The organism is Glutamicibacter sp. V16R2B1, assembly GCF_005774635.1.
Lineage (GTDB): Bacteria > Actinomycetota > Actinomycetes > Actinomycetales > Micrococcaceae > Glutamicibacter > Glutamicibacter creatinolyticus.
The window spans coordinates 19390-34022 of the sequence record NZ_VATX01000014.1; the positions used below are offsets into that span (position 1 = coordinate 19390).

The window sequence follows — 14633 nt, forward strand, 5'->3', positions numbered from 1 at the left end:
GGATCAGGATACCTTGTCGGTGACCTGCTGCCAGGTCTCCTTGGTTTCCGAAGAACCCTTGGCCTTCTTGATCAGAACCGCTGCAGCGGCCGCGATCGAGCCGAGAATCAGGATCTTTTTCATTTTCCCTCTTTCCCAGTGGCAAGGTTTCCGTGGGCGTACCAAGACTTGAACTTGGGACCTCTTCGTTATCAGCGAAGCGCTCTAACCGCCTGAGCTATACGCCCTTGCCATTCCCTTCGGAACGAAATAAAACATTACCGGGGTTTTGGCCCGGACACAAATCGAGCCCTGGTGGCATCCATCACAGATCCCTCCAGGGCTCGAAAAGCGCGTTGCGGTGCGTGTTTAGTCGTCGGTCAGGGTGACTCCGACGCCGCCGACCAGCGAGGCAGCGATGTTGTACAGGACCGCGCCCAGCATCGAGAGCACCGAAATGACCACCACGTTGACCACCGAGAGAATGGTGGCGTAGGAGGCGACCTGGCCCAGCGAGAACGCGTCACGCAGGTCAAAGCCGCTGTCGGCCCCGATCGCGTCGCGCATCAGCTGGTTGAAGCTGTCGAACGTGCCGGTCAGATCCAGCACCGCCCAGAACGCCACCGCGGCCACCACGGTGACCACGCCGAAGGCGACCGAAAGCAGGAAGGCGAGCTTGAGCACCGAGAACGGCTCCACCTTCGACACCAGCAGCCGGGCCTTGCGCACCTTGGCCTTCGGAGCCGGACGCACCAGCTTCTCCTGGCTGCCGGCCGGTCGGGCATTGGTCGGGGCGGGACGACCGGCTGCCGGGCGGGCGGCGCCTGCGGGGCGGGCCTGGCCGGCGGCGGGCCGGGAACCGGTGGCCGGACGCGCGGTGCCGGTGCCCGGGCGGGCCGCCGGGCGGGGCTGGTTGCCGCGCGGAGCGGTGCCCTGCGCCGGCCGTTTCACCTGAGTGGTCCGTGGTGTCGCATTGCCTGATTCACCATTACCGCTCGGGCGAGGCGTCGATGGTGTACTCATGCGTTACCTCCGTCAGTGCTTTCATCCGCGGTGCCCTCGGTGGGGGTGTGATCGTCCTCGGATGATTCAGTGGTCGTATTTTCTGGGTTCAACGGTACTGCACTTTCCTCCAAGTTCTCTTCGAGCTCTTCCTCGGAGTTCTTGGCCACCGCGATGATGTGGTCCTTCTTGCCGGGCTTGGCGAAGATCACGCCCATGGTGTCACGCCCCTTGGATGGGACCTGGGAAACGGCCGAACGCACCACCTTGCCCGACTGCATCACCACCAGCACCTCGTCGCTTTCCTCCACGATCAGCGCGCCGACCAGTTCACCGCGCTCCTCGTTCAGCTTGGCCACCTTAATGCCCAAGCCACCACGGGATTGCACACGGTATTCGGAGACTTCGGTGCGCTTGGCGTAGCCCTCGTTGGTGACGGTGAAGACGTAGGAGTCATCACGCACCACATCGGCGGCCAGCAGCTCGTCCCCGTCGCGGAACTTCATGCCGGTCACCCCGGAGGTGGCCCGGCCCATTGGGCGCAGGGCGGTGTCCGTGGCGGTGAAGCGCACCGACTGTCCCTTGCGTGAGACCAGCATCACGTCATCTTCGGGGGTCAGCAGCTGGGCGGAGACCAGCTCATCGCCCTCCCGCAGCTTGATCGCGATGACCCCGGCGGTGCGGTTGGTGTCGTAGTCCTCCAGGCGGGTCTTCTTCACCAGCCCGTCGCGGGTGGCCAGCATCAGGTATTCGGCGTCCTGGTAGGTGCGCAGATCCAGCACCTGGGCGATGTGCTCATCAGGCTGGAAGGCCATCACGTTGGCCACGTGCTGGCCCTTGGCGTCCCGGCTGGCCTCGGCCAGCTCGTAGCACTTGGTGCGGTAGACGCGGCCGTGGTTGGTGAAGAACAGCAGCCAGTTGTGGGTGGAGGTGACGAAGAAGTGCTCCACCACGTCGTCCCCGCGCAGGCTGGCCCCGCGGATGCCCTTGCCGCCGCGGGCCTGGGAGCGGTAGTTGTCGATCCGGGTGCGCTTGACGTAGCCGCCGCGGGTGATGGTCACGACCATCTCCTCCTCGGGGATCAGGTCCTCGACGCTCATGTCCCCGTCGTAGCCCATTAGGATCCGGGTGCGGCGCTCATCCCCGTGCTTGTCCACGATCTCGGCCAGTTCCTCCGAGACGATCTCCCGCTGGCGGGCCGGGTCGGCGATGATCGCCTTGAACTCGGTGATCATGGTTTCCAACTCCGCATGGCGGTCCTGGATCTTCTGGCGCTCGAGGGCCGCCAGGCGGCGCAGCTGCATGTCCAGGATGGCGCGGGCCTGCTCCTCGTCGATGTCCAGCAGCTCCATCAGCCCGTCGCGGGCGGCCTCGGTGGTGGAGGAGCGGCGGATCAGCGCGATGACCTCATCCAGCGCGTCCAGGGCCTTGAGCAGCCCGCGCAGGATGTGGGCTTCCTCCTCGGCCTTGGCCAGCCGGTACTGGGTGCGGCGCACGATCACTTCGATCTGGTGGGTGACCCAGTGGCGGATGAATCCGTCCAGCGGCAGGGTGCGCGGCACCCCGTCGACGATGGCGAGCATGTTCGCGGAGAAGTTGGACTGCAGCTCGGTGTGCTTGTAGAGGTTGTTCAGCACCACCTTGGCCACCGCGTCGCGGCGCAGGATGATCACCAGACGCTGGCCGGTGCGGCCGCTGGTCTCGTCGCGCATGTCCGCGATGCCCGAGATCTTCCCGTCGCGCACCAGGTCGGCGATCTTCATCGCCAGGTTGTCCGGGTTGGCCATGTACGGCAGTTCGGTGACCACCAGGCAGGTGCGGCCCTGGATTTCCTCCACGTTGACCACCGCGCGCATGGTGATCGAGCCGCGGCCGGTGCGGTAGGCGTCGGCGATGCCCTTGGTGCCCAGGATCATCGATCCGGACGGGAAGTCCGGGCCCTTGATGCGCTGCATCAGCGCGGCCAGCAGCTCCTCGCGGGAGACCTCCGGGTTCTGCAGGTACCACTGCACACCCTCGGCGACCTCGCGCAGGTTGTGCGGCGGAATGTTGGTGGCCATGCCCACCGCGATGCCCGAGGAGCCGTTGACCAGAAGGTTCGGGAAGCGGGCCGGCAGGACCACCGGCTCCTGGTTCTTCCCGTCGTAGTTGTCCTGGAAGTCAACGGTGTTCTCGTTGATGTCCCGGACCATTTCCATGGCCAGCGGGGCCATCTTGGTTTCGGTGTAACGCTGGGCGGCGGCCCCGTCGTTGCCCGGGGAGCCGAAGTTGCCCTGGCCCAGGGCCAGCGGGTAGCGCATCACCCAATCCTGGATCAGGCGCACCAGCGCATCGTAGATCGCGCTGTCGCCGTGCGGGTGGTACTGGCCCATGACCTCGCCGACCACGCGGGCGCATTTGTTGTAGGCGCGTTCGGGACGGTAGCCGCCGTCGTACATCGCGTACAGCACGCGCCGGTGCACGGGCTTGAGCCCATCGCGCACGTCGGGCAGCGCACGCCCGACGATCACGGCCATCGCGTAGTCCAGGTAGGACCGCTGCATTTCGGTCTGCAAGTCAACCTGGTCGATGCGGTCCAGCACGTCGCCGCCGTCGGCCACGATCTCCCCGTCGACCGGTTCGCTGCCAGGAGTCTGCTCGTCGCTCATTTCATCCCTTTGGGTAAGTCAAGCTTTTAGGTAGTCACGCCGTCATGCGGCGAAGTGTCTGCGCGGAGCGCGCCTGGGACTAGATGTCCAGGAAGCGCACGTCCTTGGCGTTCTGCTGGATGAAGCTGCGCCGGGATTCGACGTCCTCGCCCATCAGCACGGAGAACACCTCGTCGGCGGCGGCCGCGTCGTCCATCGCCACCTGGCGCAGGGTGCGGTGTTCGGGGTCCATGGTGGTGTCCCACAGCTCCGAGTAGTCCATCTCGCCCAGGCCCTTGTAGCGCTGGATGCCGTTGTCCTTGGGCAGGCGCCTGTTTGCGGCCTGCCCGGCCAGCAGCGCGTCGTCGCGTTCCTTGTCGGTGTAGACGAACTCGTGCGGCGCGTTGGACCACTTGATCCGGTACAGCGGCGGGGAGGCCAGGTAGACGTAGCCCTGCTCGATCAGCGGGCGCATGAAGCGGAAGATCAGGGTCAGCAGCAGCGTGGTGATGTGCTGGCCGTCCACGTCCGCGTCGGCCATCAGCACGATCTTGTGGTAGCGCAGCTTGGCCATGTCGAATTCCTCGCCAATGCCGGTGCCGAAGGCGGTGATCATCGCCTGCACCTCGGCGTTGCCCAGTGCGCGGTCCAGGCGGGCGCGCTCCACGTTCAGGATCTTGCCGCGCAGCGGCAGGATCGCCTGGGTGTGCGGGTCCCGCCCGCGCTTGGCCGAACCGCCGGCCGAGTCACCCTCGACGATGAAGATCTCGCATTCCTCGGGGTTCTTCGAGGAGCAGTCCGAGAGCTTGCCCGGCATGCCGAAGGACTCCATGGGGGACTTGCGCCGGGCGTTGTCACGCGCCTTGCGGGCGGCGACGCGGGCCTGGGAGGCCAGCTGGGCCTTGCGGATGATGTCCTTGGCCGAGCCCGGGTTGCGCCCGAACCAGTCGCCGAGCTGGTCGTTGACCACGCCCTGCACGAAGCCGCGGGCAATCGAGTTGCCCAGCTTGGTCTTGGTCTGCCCCTCGAACTGCGGTTCGGCAAGCTTGACCGAGACCACCGCGGTCAGCCCCTCGCGGGCATCGTCGCCGGTGAGGTTGTCGTCCTTTTCGCGCAGGATCTTGTTTTCCCGGGCGTAGCGGTTGATCAGGCTGGTCAGCGCGGCGCGGAAGCCCTCTTCGTGGGTGCCGCCCTCATGGGTGTTGATGGTGTTCGCGTAGGTGTGCACCGATTCGGCGTACGCGGTGGTCCACTGCATGGCCACCTCGATGCTGATTCCGCGTTCGGTGTCCTCGGCCTCGAAGGCGATGACCTCATCGTGCACCAGCTCGACCTTCTTGGCCTGGTTCAGGTGCTTGACGTAGTCCAGCAGGCCGTTTTCGTACAGGTAGTCCACCACGCGGGGCTTGGGGTCGGCGTCCTGCCCGGCCTCGTCGTCCTCCAGCGCGTCCTCGGTGTGCAGCACCCGTTCGTCGGTCAGCCGGATGCGCAGCCCCTTGTTCAGGAACGCCATCTGCTGGAAGCGGGCCCGCAGCGTCTCGAAGTCGAACTCGGTGGTGTCAAAGATGTCCGGATCCGGGTAGAAGGTCTGGATGGTGCCGGTTTCCTGGGTTTCCTCGCCCCGGGTCAGCTCCTGCTGGGTGACCCCGCCGTTGGCGAAGGAGATCCGCCAAGCATAGCCCTCACGGCGGACCTCGGTCTCCACGCGCCGGGACAGCGCGTTGACCACGGAAATGCCCACGCCGTGCAGGCCGCCGGACACGGCGTAGCCGCCACCGCCGAACTTGCCGCCGGCGTGCAGGATCGTCATGACGACCTCAACGGTGGGTTTGCCCTCGGTGGGGTGCACGTCCACCGGGATGCCGCGGCCGTTGTCCTCCACGCGTACCCCGCCATCGGCCTGCAGGGTCACCTCGATGGTGTCGCAGTACCCGGCCAGGGCCTCGTCCACAGAGTTGTCCACGACTTCATAGACCAGGTGGTGCAGCCCGCGCGGTCCGGTGGAGCCGATGTACATGCCGGGGCGTTTGCGGACGGCCTCCAGGCCCTCGAGCACCGTGATGTCCTGGGCTCCATAGGTGTGTTCAACTTTGGAAGACATCGATTCCGTGGAGCTGGGGCTGTTCGCTGGCTCCTGCGGTGAAGCGTTTTCGGTAGACACGGGTGCTACGTACTCCTCGAATTTTGATGCGCTGGCCGATGCTTCCGGTTGACCCGGAAAGACGCGGCCATGTTCCTATGCCCTGACCGGAATGAATCGCAACACTCCCGCGCGGGCACACTTACACCAATTCTACCCGGTTTATGGAAAAATGCTGGGATCGGCGTCTCAAAACAGGCCGCTAAACGCACAAAATCCTGCATCTAAGAGGTTCGGGGACCGCAACTGAGGGGGGATGCATGCACCGGGGGCGTGAGAGCGCCACATGGCACGCCAGCAATTTCTACCCGTAGGTGTCCCGCGGACCACGGCCGGCGACCGAACGACTGCCATGGCGCCAGGAGGGGGCGTTGGGACCCAGCACCTTGATCACGGTGACAATTCCTGGCCCCAGCTCCGCGTCGAAGCGCTTGAGCAGTTGGTGGGTCAGCAGCCGCAGCTGGGTGGCCCACGAGGTGGAATCGCAGCGCACCACCACCACCGTATCCGCAAAGGACTCGGGCTTGCAGTGGGCAGCCACGTCGGGACCCACGATCTCTTCCCAGCGTCCGAGCACCGAGCCCACGGCCACCTGGGTTCCCCAGCCGCGGGTTTTGGACAAACGGGAAATCACTTCGCCAATGACCCTGGGGTCCCGGCCCCCGTCGGCGGCCTTGCGGGGAGCCTTGTCCCCGGACTTGCGTGCCGCCTGGCGCTGCTGCACGCGGGCCATGCGTGCGGCATCGATGCGGGTTTCCCCGCGTTCCTCGGCCAGACGGCGCATCCGGTTCAGCAGTGCCTTGGCCGGGTCAATCTCTTCCTCAGACGTCATCGACGTGTCCCGGACTGACCTGGAAGAAACTGCCCTTGAGCGTGGATGGTACATCCTCGGGCACCGCCGCCGTGACCAGCACCTGCTCCGCGCCGGCCACAATATGGGCCAGGCGATCGCGGCGGGTGGCATCCAATTCGGCGAAAACGTCGTCGAGGATCAGGATCGGCCCGGATCCCGGACGCGGGTCGTCATCGCCGAACACGCGGTAGGCGGCCAGGCGCAGCGCCAGTGCGAAGGACCAGGTTTCGCCGTGAGAGGCGTAGCCCTTGGCCGGGGTGCTGCCCAGATACAAGGCCACGTCGTCGCGGTGCGGGCCAAACAAGGTGATCCCCCGCTCCAGCTCACGGTCCCGGTTGGATTCAACCATGTGCAGCAGCTGTTCCTGCAGCTGCTGCTGGGTGAGGCCGGGCAACTGCGAATGATCCAGTTCCGCCTCCGGACCCTCTCCACTGATCGAACTGAGGTATTGGGTGCTCGCGCTCTTGGCGCCGTCGGCCAAGTCGGCGTAGGCCGCCGCCATGTAGGGCTCGAGCAGTTCCAGCACCCGAAGCCGTCCGTGCATCAACCTTGCGCCCATGGCGGCCAGTTGCAGGTCCCATGCCTGCAGGGTTGCTTCCTGCGATGAGTTGAGGGTGGTGCGTCCGCGCACCGACTTCAGCAGCGCATTGCGCTGCTTGACGATGCGTTCGTAGTCGTTCTTTGTGGCCACTTCCGCTGGGCGCAGGGAAAGCAACAAGTCATCTAGGAACTTGCGGCGGTTGGACGGGTCACCCTTGATCAAGGCCAAATCCTCGGGGGCGAACAGTACGGTGCGAACAATCCCCACGATTTCCCGCGCCCGCACCGGATTGGCGCGGTTGATCCGCGCCCTGTTGACCTTCCCGCTGGTGATTTCAACCTCCAGCGAGGTGACGCGCTCGGCTCGATGCAGGGCTCCGCGGATAATGGCGCGCTCGGCACCGAAACGGATCAGCGGCGCATCGTTGCTCACCCGGTGCGATGACAAGGTAGCGAGGTAGCCGACGGCCTCGACGATATTTGTTTTGCCGACCCCGTTGGGACCGATCAGTACGTTGATCCCCGGAGCCAACCGCACATCGGCTTGCGCGTAGGAGCGAAAGTCGGTGAGGGAGAGTTGCGAGATGTACACCAAGAGTCCTGAAATGAAAGCGGTGAGGGCTGCCTGCCCCCACCGCAAAGGTAGTTAGTTCGCGTTCGGAAGGCGCACAGGCATGACCAGATACCGGTACTGGTCCTGATCGTCATCCTCGGCCGAGGCCTGTCCGGTCATCATTGCCGGCTTAGGTGCACTGGTGAATGAGAAGCGCACGTAGTCAGTGTTGAAGGATCCCAGCCCTTCACCCAGGTAGGTGGGGTTGAAGGCGACGGTGATGTCTTCACCGGAGAGCTGGGTTTCGATTGCCTCTTCGGCCTGGGCGTCTTCCCCGGTTCCAGCATCCAATGTCAGCTGTCCGTCGGTGAATGCCATGCGTACTGGAGTATTTCGTTCGGCCACCACCGAGACGCGGCGAACCGCCTCAATGAGTTCGTTGGTGCGCACGGTCGCATGAATCGGGGTGTTTTCGGGGAAGAGCGATCGGATCTTGGGGTAATCGCCGTTGATCAGCAGCGAGGTGGTGCGCCGGTTGGCGCTTTCGAAACCGACCATTTCGCCGTTCTCGCCAATGGCAATCTTCAATTCTCCCGCTGAAGCCAAGGTCTTGGCGACTTCATTGAGCGTTTTGGCCTTGATGAGCAGTGAGGTTGAGATTTCCGGCTGGGCAGGCTTCCAGTGCAGCTCACGCATGGCCAATCGGTAACGGTCGGTGGCCAGGAACGTTATCAGGTCATTTTCAATTTCAACCTTGATCCCGGTCAGAACCGGAAGGGTGTCGTCCTTTGAGGCAGCAACAATCACCTGTGAAACTGCTTCGGCGAAAGCTTGACCGTCCACGGTTCCCGAGACTTCCGGGAGTTTGGGCAGTTCAGGGTATTCATCCACCGGCATCGTTGCCAGATGGAACCGTGAGCGACCGCAGGTCACCGTGATCTTTGACCCTTCGGTTTCAATCGTCACGGTGGACTGAGGCAAACTTCGGGTGATGTCCGCCAGGAGGCGTCCCGAAACGAGAATCGAGCCTTCTTCGGAAATGTCAGCGGGAATTTGGATATGCGAGGAGATCTCGTAGTCGAATCCTTCAAGCCGAACCATTCCTTGATTGGTGGTCAGCAAAATACCGGCTAGGACCGGAGACGGCGGACGCTGAGACAAAGACCGAGCGGTCCAGGACACGGCTTCAGCCAACACATCCTTTTCAACGCTGAACTTCACGAATCAATCCGCCTTTCGGAGCGCACTAGCTTGCCAGCAAGCCTTTGAGGTCAATCTCTACCGAGTTCTTAAGCATAGACAACGAACCACGGAGCAAGGTCAATCTTGCCATGTTTAGAGCTATTGCTCTCACCGAGAAAAGCTGATCGCTCCGGTAAGTGGCTCGATGTGATGTCACGAGGTTCCTGCGTTGTCCAGAATGTCTCCGACATCAGCGACAGCTGATCTTGGTGTTCGGTGAGAGGCATAGGTCAGGGGAACAAGGACTCGTTATTTGAAGGCCTAAGGGTTTAAAGGGGGAGTGTTAATAACCCTTGTGGATCCTGTGGATAACCGATTAAAGGGCAGATCGAACCCAGATTGTGCATGTGAACAGTCTGTGGTTTCAAGTGGAACTCAGTTCCACGAAGGTGTTGATACTCAGTTTCACGGTTTTTTAGATCCACAGCGACCCCCTGAGTTATCCGCAGAGACCTCTGGAGCTGTCACCAGTTCATCCACAAATCTATCCACAGCTGTGGTTTTCGGTCCTAATGTTCTCGCTGGCTCTGTTTGATGCGGTTAGTTAGCTCTGTGACCTGGTTGAAGATGGCACGACGTTCAGCCATAAGTTCGCGGATTTTGCGATCGGCGTGGATCACCGTCGTATGATCACGTCCGCCCAGCTCCGCACCGATCTTAGGAAGCGACATGTCGGTCAATTCCCGCAACAGGTACATGGCGATCTGTCGCGCGGTGACCAAAGTACGCGTTCGCGACTTGCTGTTCAGCTCGTCAATAGTCAAACCAAAATATTCGGCGGTCTGTTTGATGATGGTGGAGGGAGTGATCTCCTGCGCGCCGTCTTCGCTGATGAGATCCTTCAGCACGGTTTCCGCCAGCGTCAGGTCAACCTGCTGATTATTCAGGGAAGCGAACGCCGTCACCCGAATCAGGGCGCCCTCCAGTTCGCGGATATTTGTAGAGATCCTGGAAGCGATGTACTCCATGACGTCACTGGGCGCGGACAGGTTCTCGGCATCTGCTTTCTTACGCAGGATGGCGATACGTGTTTCCAGCTCCGGAGGCTGAATATCCGTGAGTAGACCCCATTCGAAGCGGGAACGCATCCGGTCTTCGAAGCCCTGTAGCTGCTTCGGAGGCAGGTCGGAGGTAATCACTACCTGCTTGTTGTGGTTGTGCAACGCATTGAAGGTATGGAAGAACTCTTCCTGGGTGGCATCTTTATTCGCAAGGAACTGGATGTCGTCAATGAGCAGGATGTCCACGTTGCGATAGGTCTGCTTGAAGCTTGCGCCCTCGTCATCCCGAATTGAATTGATGAAGTCATTTGTGAATTCTTCGGAATTTACATAGCGAACCCGGATGCCCTTATACAGGTGGCGAGCATAGTGCCCAATGGCGTGCAGGAGGTGAGTCTTGCCCAGTCCCGAATCTCCATAAATGAATAAAGGATTGTAGGCCTTGGCCGGCGCTTCAGCGACCGCCACCGCTGCGGCGTGGGCGAAGCGGTTGGAGGAACCGATCACAAACGTGTCAAAAATGTACTTCGGATTCAGACGACCGAACTCTTGAGAATTCGATGGGGGAGTCGGCTGCGGCGCCGGCTTGGGACGTGGGCCGGTAGGCTCTGGCCCGGTGTCTTCTTCGATGGCTGCGGCAGCAGCGACATCCTCGGCCTTCTCTTCTTCCTCAGAATCTGCCAGCGTCAGATCAACACTGACTGCACAGCGAATCTCGTCTTGGAAGACAATGCGCAGTGCATCGTCAAGAGGTTCGCGCAGTTGCGTCTGGAGAATATCGCGTGTGAGATCGTTGGGCACTGCTACCAAGAGAGTGCTGCCGATCAGACCCTGGGCCTTGGCCAGCGATACAAACGGGCGGTAGCGCGCCTTGACCCGGTCGTCATCCTCGATCTGGCGGATCACCTGACGCCATGAGCTGCCAATGGTATTGGTCTCGTCGGTGCTCACGTAGGTGCTCCACTTCCTTCGGTTTGTGCAATTCTCATCACATTTCAGTCGCCCTTGGGGCCGAAAACGCTTGGCAATCGCGGGACATCGACTCTGATTCTAGCCCCCATCCACAACGTTATGCACAGATCTGGGGAAAAACTTGCCCTCAGAAGTGTGGAAACCCGCTTTTCGCGGGATGTCAAGGCGTTTCCAACGTCTGAATGACGTGCATGGATCGGAAAATGTGTGAAATTTCTTTCTCTCCGGGCTCGTAATCCACAGATATGGGATAGATTATTCACAGGCCTTCAGCTCGGGGCGGACCCCCAGAAGGTGGAATCGCGGCAATTTGACGTGCCGTGCAGATTTTTCTATCGTTATTCAGTCCTATGCGTGTGTTTTGTGCCCTGCTCAGATCATTAGAAGAGCCCACTGAACCTCGCATGCAATAAGTACGAGCGTCAGCCTGTTGTTTGCTAACCGGTAGTAACGGGCAAGTCGCATCCCTAGATCGTCTTGGAGAAATACCGTGAGCAAGCGGACTTACCAGCCCAACAACCGTCGTCGTGCCAAGAAGCACGGTTTCCGTCTTCGTATGCGTACCCGCGCGGGTCGTGCCATCCTGTCGGCACGCCGTTCCAAGGGCCGCAGCTCGCTGTCCGCATAAATTTGCGGCACAGCTTTTGGACACAGGGCGGGCACGGAAAATCATACGTTCCGTGTAGCTAGCCATGTTGCCAAAGAATCAGCGACTGCGACTATCGCAGGACCTTACAGCCACAGTACGTTCCGGTGTCCGAAGCGGGCGCCGGAACGTCGTGCTATATGCACGCCGCCAAGCGGACCCTGTAAGTGGGGATCGCATTGGATTTATCGTTTCAAAGGCTGTTGGCGTCGCCGTGAAGAGGAACCTGGCTAAACGCCGTTTACGAGCGATAGCCCGTGAGCTGCGTAGCGACGAGGGAAACCTTGACATCGTCGTACGGGCCCTTCCAGGCGCCGCGGAGCTGTCGTGGGATGAATTGCGCCGGCAGGTAGCGAGCGGTTGGTCCGCGATCGAGCACAAACTCGTGGACCGATGATGCGCAAGGAAAGCAAGGCCCGCACCGGTCCTGTTTGGTTCATCATCGATATTCCTCGAAATATCTTGATCGGGTTGCTGATCGCCTATCGAAAGCTGATTTCTCCGCTATATGGGGATGTGTGCCGATATTTCCCCAGCTGCTCTGCCTACGGCTTGGAAGCCGTGACCAAACATGGGGCAGTCAAAGGGACAGGGCTAACGGCCTGGCGCATATTGCGATGCAATCCTTTTAGCCATGGCGGAGTCGACCATGTACCTGAGAGCCGAAGAATTTGGCCCGACGGTAAACTGCCGAAGATCATAGTTTTGAATCACCCGGTGATTCCCGACGATGAAGATGATGCCGCACCGCGCGGACACAAGGAGCCTGACCGGTAATGAACTTCTTAGACACGATACTGACTCCGTTCACATACGTGGTCTCGTGGATTCTGTGGGCTTTCCACGAGCTCTTTACGCGCATAGGCATGAATCCAGACTCCGGTGTCACCTGGACACTGTCGATCATGTTCCTGGTGCTGTTGATTCGTAGCGCGCTAATTCCTGTTTTCGTCAAGCAGATCAAGGCGCAACGCGCCATGCAAGCCCTGCAGCCGGACCTGCGCAAGCTTCAGGCGAAGTACAAGGGCAAGACGGACCAGATGTCGCGTCAGGCTATGGTTCAGGAACAGCAGGCGCTGTTCAAGAAGCACAAGACCAACCCACTTTCATCTTGTCTGCCGCTACTGGTGCAGATGCCGTTCTTCTTCGCCCTGTTCCGCGTGCTCAATACCGCTTCACGGGCCAGCAGCGAAGGACGTTCGGTGGGCGCGCTAAACGCCGACCATATCCGCAGCTTCGACCAGTCCACCATCTTCGGTGCTCCGTTGTCGGAAACGTTCCTCGGGACCATCAACTCCGGTGCGGTGAACCCCGCTGTTATCGTGGTCGCGATCATCATGATCCTGGCCATGACCGCTTCCCAGTTCATTACCCAGCGTCAGCTGATGACTAAGAACATGACGAAGGAAGCCCTCGAGGGCCCCTTCATGCAGCAGCAGAAGATGATGCTGTACATTCTTCCGCTGGTCTTCGGCATTGGTGGCATCAACTTCCCCATCGGCGTACTGATCTACTGGACCGCCTCCAACCTTTGGACCCTGGGCCAGCAATTCTGGGTCATCCGCAATAACCCCACCCCGGGTTCGGAAGCAGAACGTGAGCTGAACGCCCGTCGCGCTGCCAAGGGGCTGCCTCCAGTGGGGCAGAAGAAGACCGAAGAGGCAGAGCCCGTGGTGGAGCCCAAGGGCCAGCGCGTGCAGCCCCAGCGCAAGAATCGTAGGAAGAAGAAGTAGGCATGACTGCAACCGAGAATCCTGAAGTGTCACAGGGCGAAGAAGCCGTAGAAGAGCATGTTGTAGATGTTGCCGATGAAGGCGATGTCGCAGCCGATTACCTCGAGGAACTGTTGGATATTGCAGACCTTGACGGCGATATTGACATTGAAGTTCGTGGCGGCCGTACCTACATTTCCGTGGTCGCTGACGAACAGAGTTCTGATCTGGCCGGGCTGATCGGCAAGGACGGCGAGGTGCTCGACGCGTTACAAGAGCTAACCCGGCTTGCGGTCCTGAACGTCACAGGGGAGCGTTCTCGGCTGGTATTGGATATTGCCGGCCACCGCGCGGCGCGTACTGAGAAACTGCGTCAGATCGCCGAGGAAGCGATCGAGCGGGTACAGGAATCGGATGAGCCGTTCCATCTGGAACCGATGAGCGCGTATGAGCGTAAACTCGTGCACGACATCATCGCGGATGCTGGGCTACATTCAGAGTCCGAAGGTGAAGCCTCGCGTCGACACATCGTTGTCACCACACTCTAGTAAATGAGAGCCCACCTTCGGGTGGGCTCTTTTGTCTCAGGGAGAATACCGAAATGACCCAAGACCTCAGCATGACGGCGGAAGAGAATGCAGCCGCGGAAGCGATCTTCGGCGACCGACTGGAACTGGCTCGGCGCTACGTGGAACACCTGGCCACTTCAGGCATCGAGCGAGGCCTTTTAGGTCCGCGTGAGGTGCCACGTCTTTGGTCTCGACACGTGTTGAATTGTGCCGTTATTGAGTCCCTGATGCTCTCTGACGCGCAGGTGGCTGACGTAGGCAGCGGTGCCGGCCTTCCCGGCCTTTGTCTGGCTATTGCACGTTCAGATCTCCAGCTAACCCTTATTGAACCCCTAGAGCGTCGTTGCATCTGGCTGACTGAGGTTATTGACGATCTGGGCCTTGAGAACGTAGTTGTGATGCGCGGGCGCGCGGAACAGATGTTGGATGCCGTAGATGCGGACTATGTTACTGCGCGGGCTGTATCCGCCCTGAGTAACTTGGCAGGACTAACGATTCCTCTGTTGCACGGCAAGGGGGAGCTGCTAGCCATTAAGGGACGGTCTGCTGCCGAAGAGGTCGCAAAGGCCGCGAAGGTCATTCGCAAGCTGGGTGGAACTCACACCGAGGTCCTCACCGTCGGTGAGCGCCTACTGGAGGACCCGACTACGGTGGTTCGAATCAAGGTTGGCTAGCCCATACGGGCTAACCTAGATGTGTAGGCGAGGGTTTTGCTCGTATCACCGAAACGATCGAGCTAAAACAACGTTCTTAATTTGTTTAATTTGTTTCACGTGAAACACATGCAGCGGAGTGGC

Annotated in this window: 14 protein-coding genes and 1 tRNA gene; 6 read left to right on the forward strand and 9 right to left on the reverse strand. The window is 60.8% G+C overall.

The window, feature by feature from the left end; genetic code table 11:
• Positions 1-3: 3 nt before the first annotated feature.
• The 9 genes from FDN03_RS16595 to dnaA all read right to left on the reverse strand — a co-directional run bounded on the left by FDN03_RS16595 (position 4) and on the right by dnaA (position 10888).
• Complete coding sequence (locus tag FDN03_RS16595) at positions 4-123, reverse strand: DLW-39 family protein (protein ID WP_212743898.1); 120 nt, start codon at positions 121-123, stop codon at positions 4-6.
• A gap of 30 nt (positions 124-153) precedes the next feature.
• Positions 154-227: transfer RNA gene (locus FDN03_RS09770), tRNA-Ile, on the reverse strand.
• A 121-nt stretch (positions 228-348) separates the two neighbouring features.
• A complete protein-coding gene (locus tag FDN03_RS09775) occupies positions 349-1002 on the reverse strand; it encodes a DUF3566 domain-containing protein (protein ID WP_138176435.1) in 654 nt (217 codons plus the stop codon).
• Positions 999-3629 (reverse strand): DNA gyrase subunit A, encoded by a 2631-nt coding sequence (gene gyrA / locus FDN03_RS09780; protein ID WP_138176437.1) that lies wholly within the window; start codon positions 3627-3629, stop codon positions 999-1001. The genes FDN03_RS09775 and gyrA overlap by 4 nt, the downstream gene beginning before the upstream one ends.
• A gap of 79 nt (positions 3630-3708) precedes the next feature.
• Positions 3709-5709: a DNA topoisomerase (ATP-hydrolyzing) subunit B gene (gyrB, locus tag FDN03_RS09785; RefSeq protein WP_138176439.1), complete on the reverse strand. Its 2001-nt coding sequence runs from the start codon at positions 5707-5709 to the stop codon at positions 3709-3711.
• A gap of 343 nt (positions 5710-6052) precedes the next feature.
• On the reverse strand, positions 6053-6580 hold the full coding sequence (locus tag FDN03_RS09790) for a DciA family protein (RefSeq protein WP_138176441.1): 528 nt from the start codon (positions 6578-6580) through the stop codon (positions 6053-6055).
• Positions 6570-7733 carry a DNA replication/repair protein RecF gene (recF, locus tag FDN03_RS09795; RefSeq protein ID WP_138176443.1) on the reverse strand — a complete coding sequence of 388 codons (1164 nt, stop codon included), beginning with the start codon at positions 7731-7733 and terminating at the stop codon, positions 6570-6572. The genes FDN03_RS09790 and recF overlap by 11 nt, the downstream gene beginning before the upstream one ends.
• Positions 7734-7787: 54 nt before the next feature.
• Positions 7788-8915, reverse strand: coding sequence for a DNA polymerase III subunit beta (gene dnaN / locus FDN03_RS09800; protein ID WP_138176445.1), 1128 nt, complete (start codon positions 8913-8915; stop codon positions 7788-7790).
• 530 nt (positions 8916-9445) lie between these two features.
• Positions 9446-10888 carry a chromosomal replication initiator protein DnaA gene (dnaA, locus tag FDN03_RS09805; protein WP_054820493.1) on the reverse strand — a complete coding sequence of 481 codons (1443 nt, stop codon included), beginning with the start codon at positions 10886-10888 and terminating at the stop codon, positions 9446-9448.
• Positions 10889-11399: 511 nt separating this feature from the next.
• Here dnaA and rpmH point away from each other — a divergent pair.
• The 6 genes from rpmH to rsmG all read left to right on the forward strand — a co-directional run bounded on the left by rpmH (position 11400) and on the right by rsmG (position 14510).
• Entirely contained in the window at positions 11400-11537 is a 138-nt protein-coding gene (gene rpmH, locus FDN03_RS09810) for a 50S ribosomal protein L34 (protein ID WP_138176447.1), read from the forward strand.
• Between the two features lie 64 nt (positions 11538-11601).
• On the forward strand, positions 11602-11952 hold the full coding sequence (rnpA, locus tag FDN03_RS09815; protein ID WP_138176449.1) for a ribonuclease P protein component: 351 nt from the start codon (positions 11602-11604) through the stop codon (positions 11950-11952).
• On the forward strand, positions 11952-12332 hold the full coding sequence (gene yidD, locus FDN03_RS09820) for a membrane protein insertion efficiency factor YidD (RefSeq protein ID WP_138176520.1): 381 nt from the start codon (positions 11952-11954) through the stop codon (positions 12330-12332). The genes rnpA and yidD overlap by 1 nt, the downstream gene beginning before the upstream one ends.
• Complete coding sequence (gene yidC, locus FDN03_RS09825) at positions 12332-13288, forward strand: membrane protein insertase YidC (protein ID WP_138176451.1); 957 nt, start codon at positions 12332-12334, stop codon at positions 13286-13288. The genes yidD and yidC overlap by 1 nt, the downstream gene beginning before the upstream one ends.
• 2 nt (positions 13289-13290) lie before the next feature.
• The gene (locus tag FDN03_RS09830) at positions 13291-13815 is read left to right on the forward strand and encodes a R3H domain-containing nucleic acid-binding protein (RefSeq protein ID WP_138176453.1); all 525 of its coding nucleotides are present in this window, start codon (positions 13291-13293) and stop codon (positions 13813-13815) included.
• A 53-nt stretch (positions 13816-13868) separates the two neighbouring features.
• Positions 13869-14510, forward strand: a complete 642-nt coding sequence (rsmG, locus tag FDN03_RS09835; RefSeq protein ID WP_171021202.1) for a 16S rRNA (guanine(527)-N(7))-methyltransferase RsmG — start codon at positions 13869-13871, stop codon at positions 14508-14510.
• Positions 14511-14633: the final 123 nt, after the last annotated feature.

What these genes read in the sequence shown, in the direction of transcription:
- yidC (WP_138176451.1), top strand. Translation starts at nt 12,332, where the DNA reads ATGAACTTCTTAGACACGATACTGACTCCGTTCACATACGTGGTCTCG.
- FDN03_RS09830 (WP_138176453.1), top strand. Translation starts at nt 13,291, where the DNA reads ATGACTGCAACCGAGAATCCTGAAGTGTCACAGGGCGAAGAAGCCGTA.
- yidD (WP_138176520.1), top strand. Translation starts at nt 11,952, where the DNA reads ATGCGCAAGGAAAGCAAGGCCCGCACCGGTCCTGTTTGGTTCATCATC.
- gyrA (WP_138176437.1), bottom strand. Translation starts at nt 3,629, where the DNA reads ATGAGCGACGAGCAGACTCCTGGCAGCGAACCGGTCGACGGGGAGATC.
- gyrB (WP_138176439.1), bottom strand. Translation starts at nt 5,709, where the DNA reads ATGTCTTCCAAAGTTGAACACACCTATGGAGCCCAGGACATCACGGTG.
- FDN03_RS09790 (WP_138176441.1), bottom strand. Translation starts at nt 6,580, where the DNA reads ATGACGTCTGAGGAAGAGATTGACCCGGCCAAGGCACTGCTGAACCGG.
- rsmG (WP_171021202.1), top strand. Translation starts at nt 13,869, where the DNA reads ATGACCCAAGACCTCAGCATGACGGCGGAAGAGAATGCAGCCGCGGAA.
- rnpA (WP_138176449.1), top strand. Translation starts at nt 11,602, where the DNA reads ATGTTGCCAAAGAATCAGCGACTGCGACTATCGCAGGACCTTACAGCC.
- FDN03_RS09775 (WP_138176435.1), bottom strand. Translation starts at nt 1,002, where the DNA reads ATGAGTACACCATCGACGCCTCGCCCGAGCGGTAATGGTGAATCAGGC.
- FDN03_RS16595 (WP_212743898.1), bottom strand. Translation starts at nt 123, where the DNA reads ATGAAAAAGATCCTGATTCTCGGCTCGATCGCGGCCGCTGCAGCGGTT.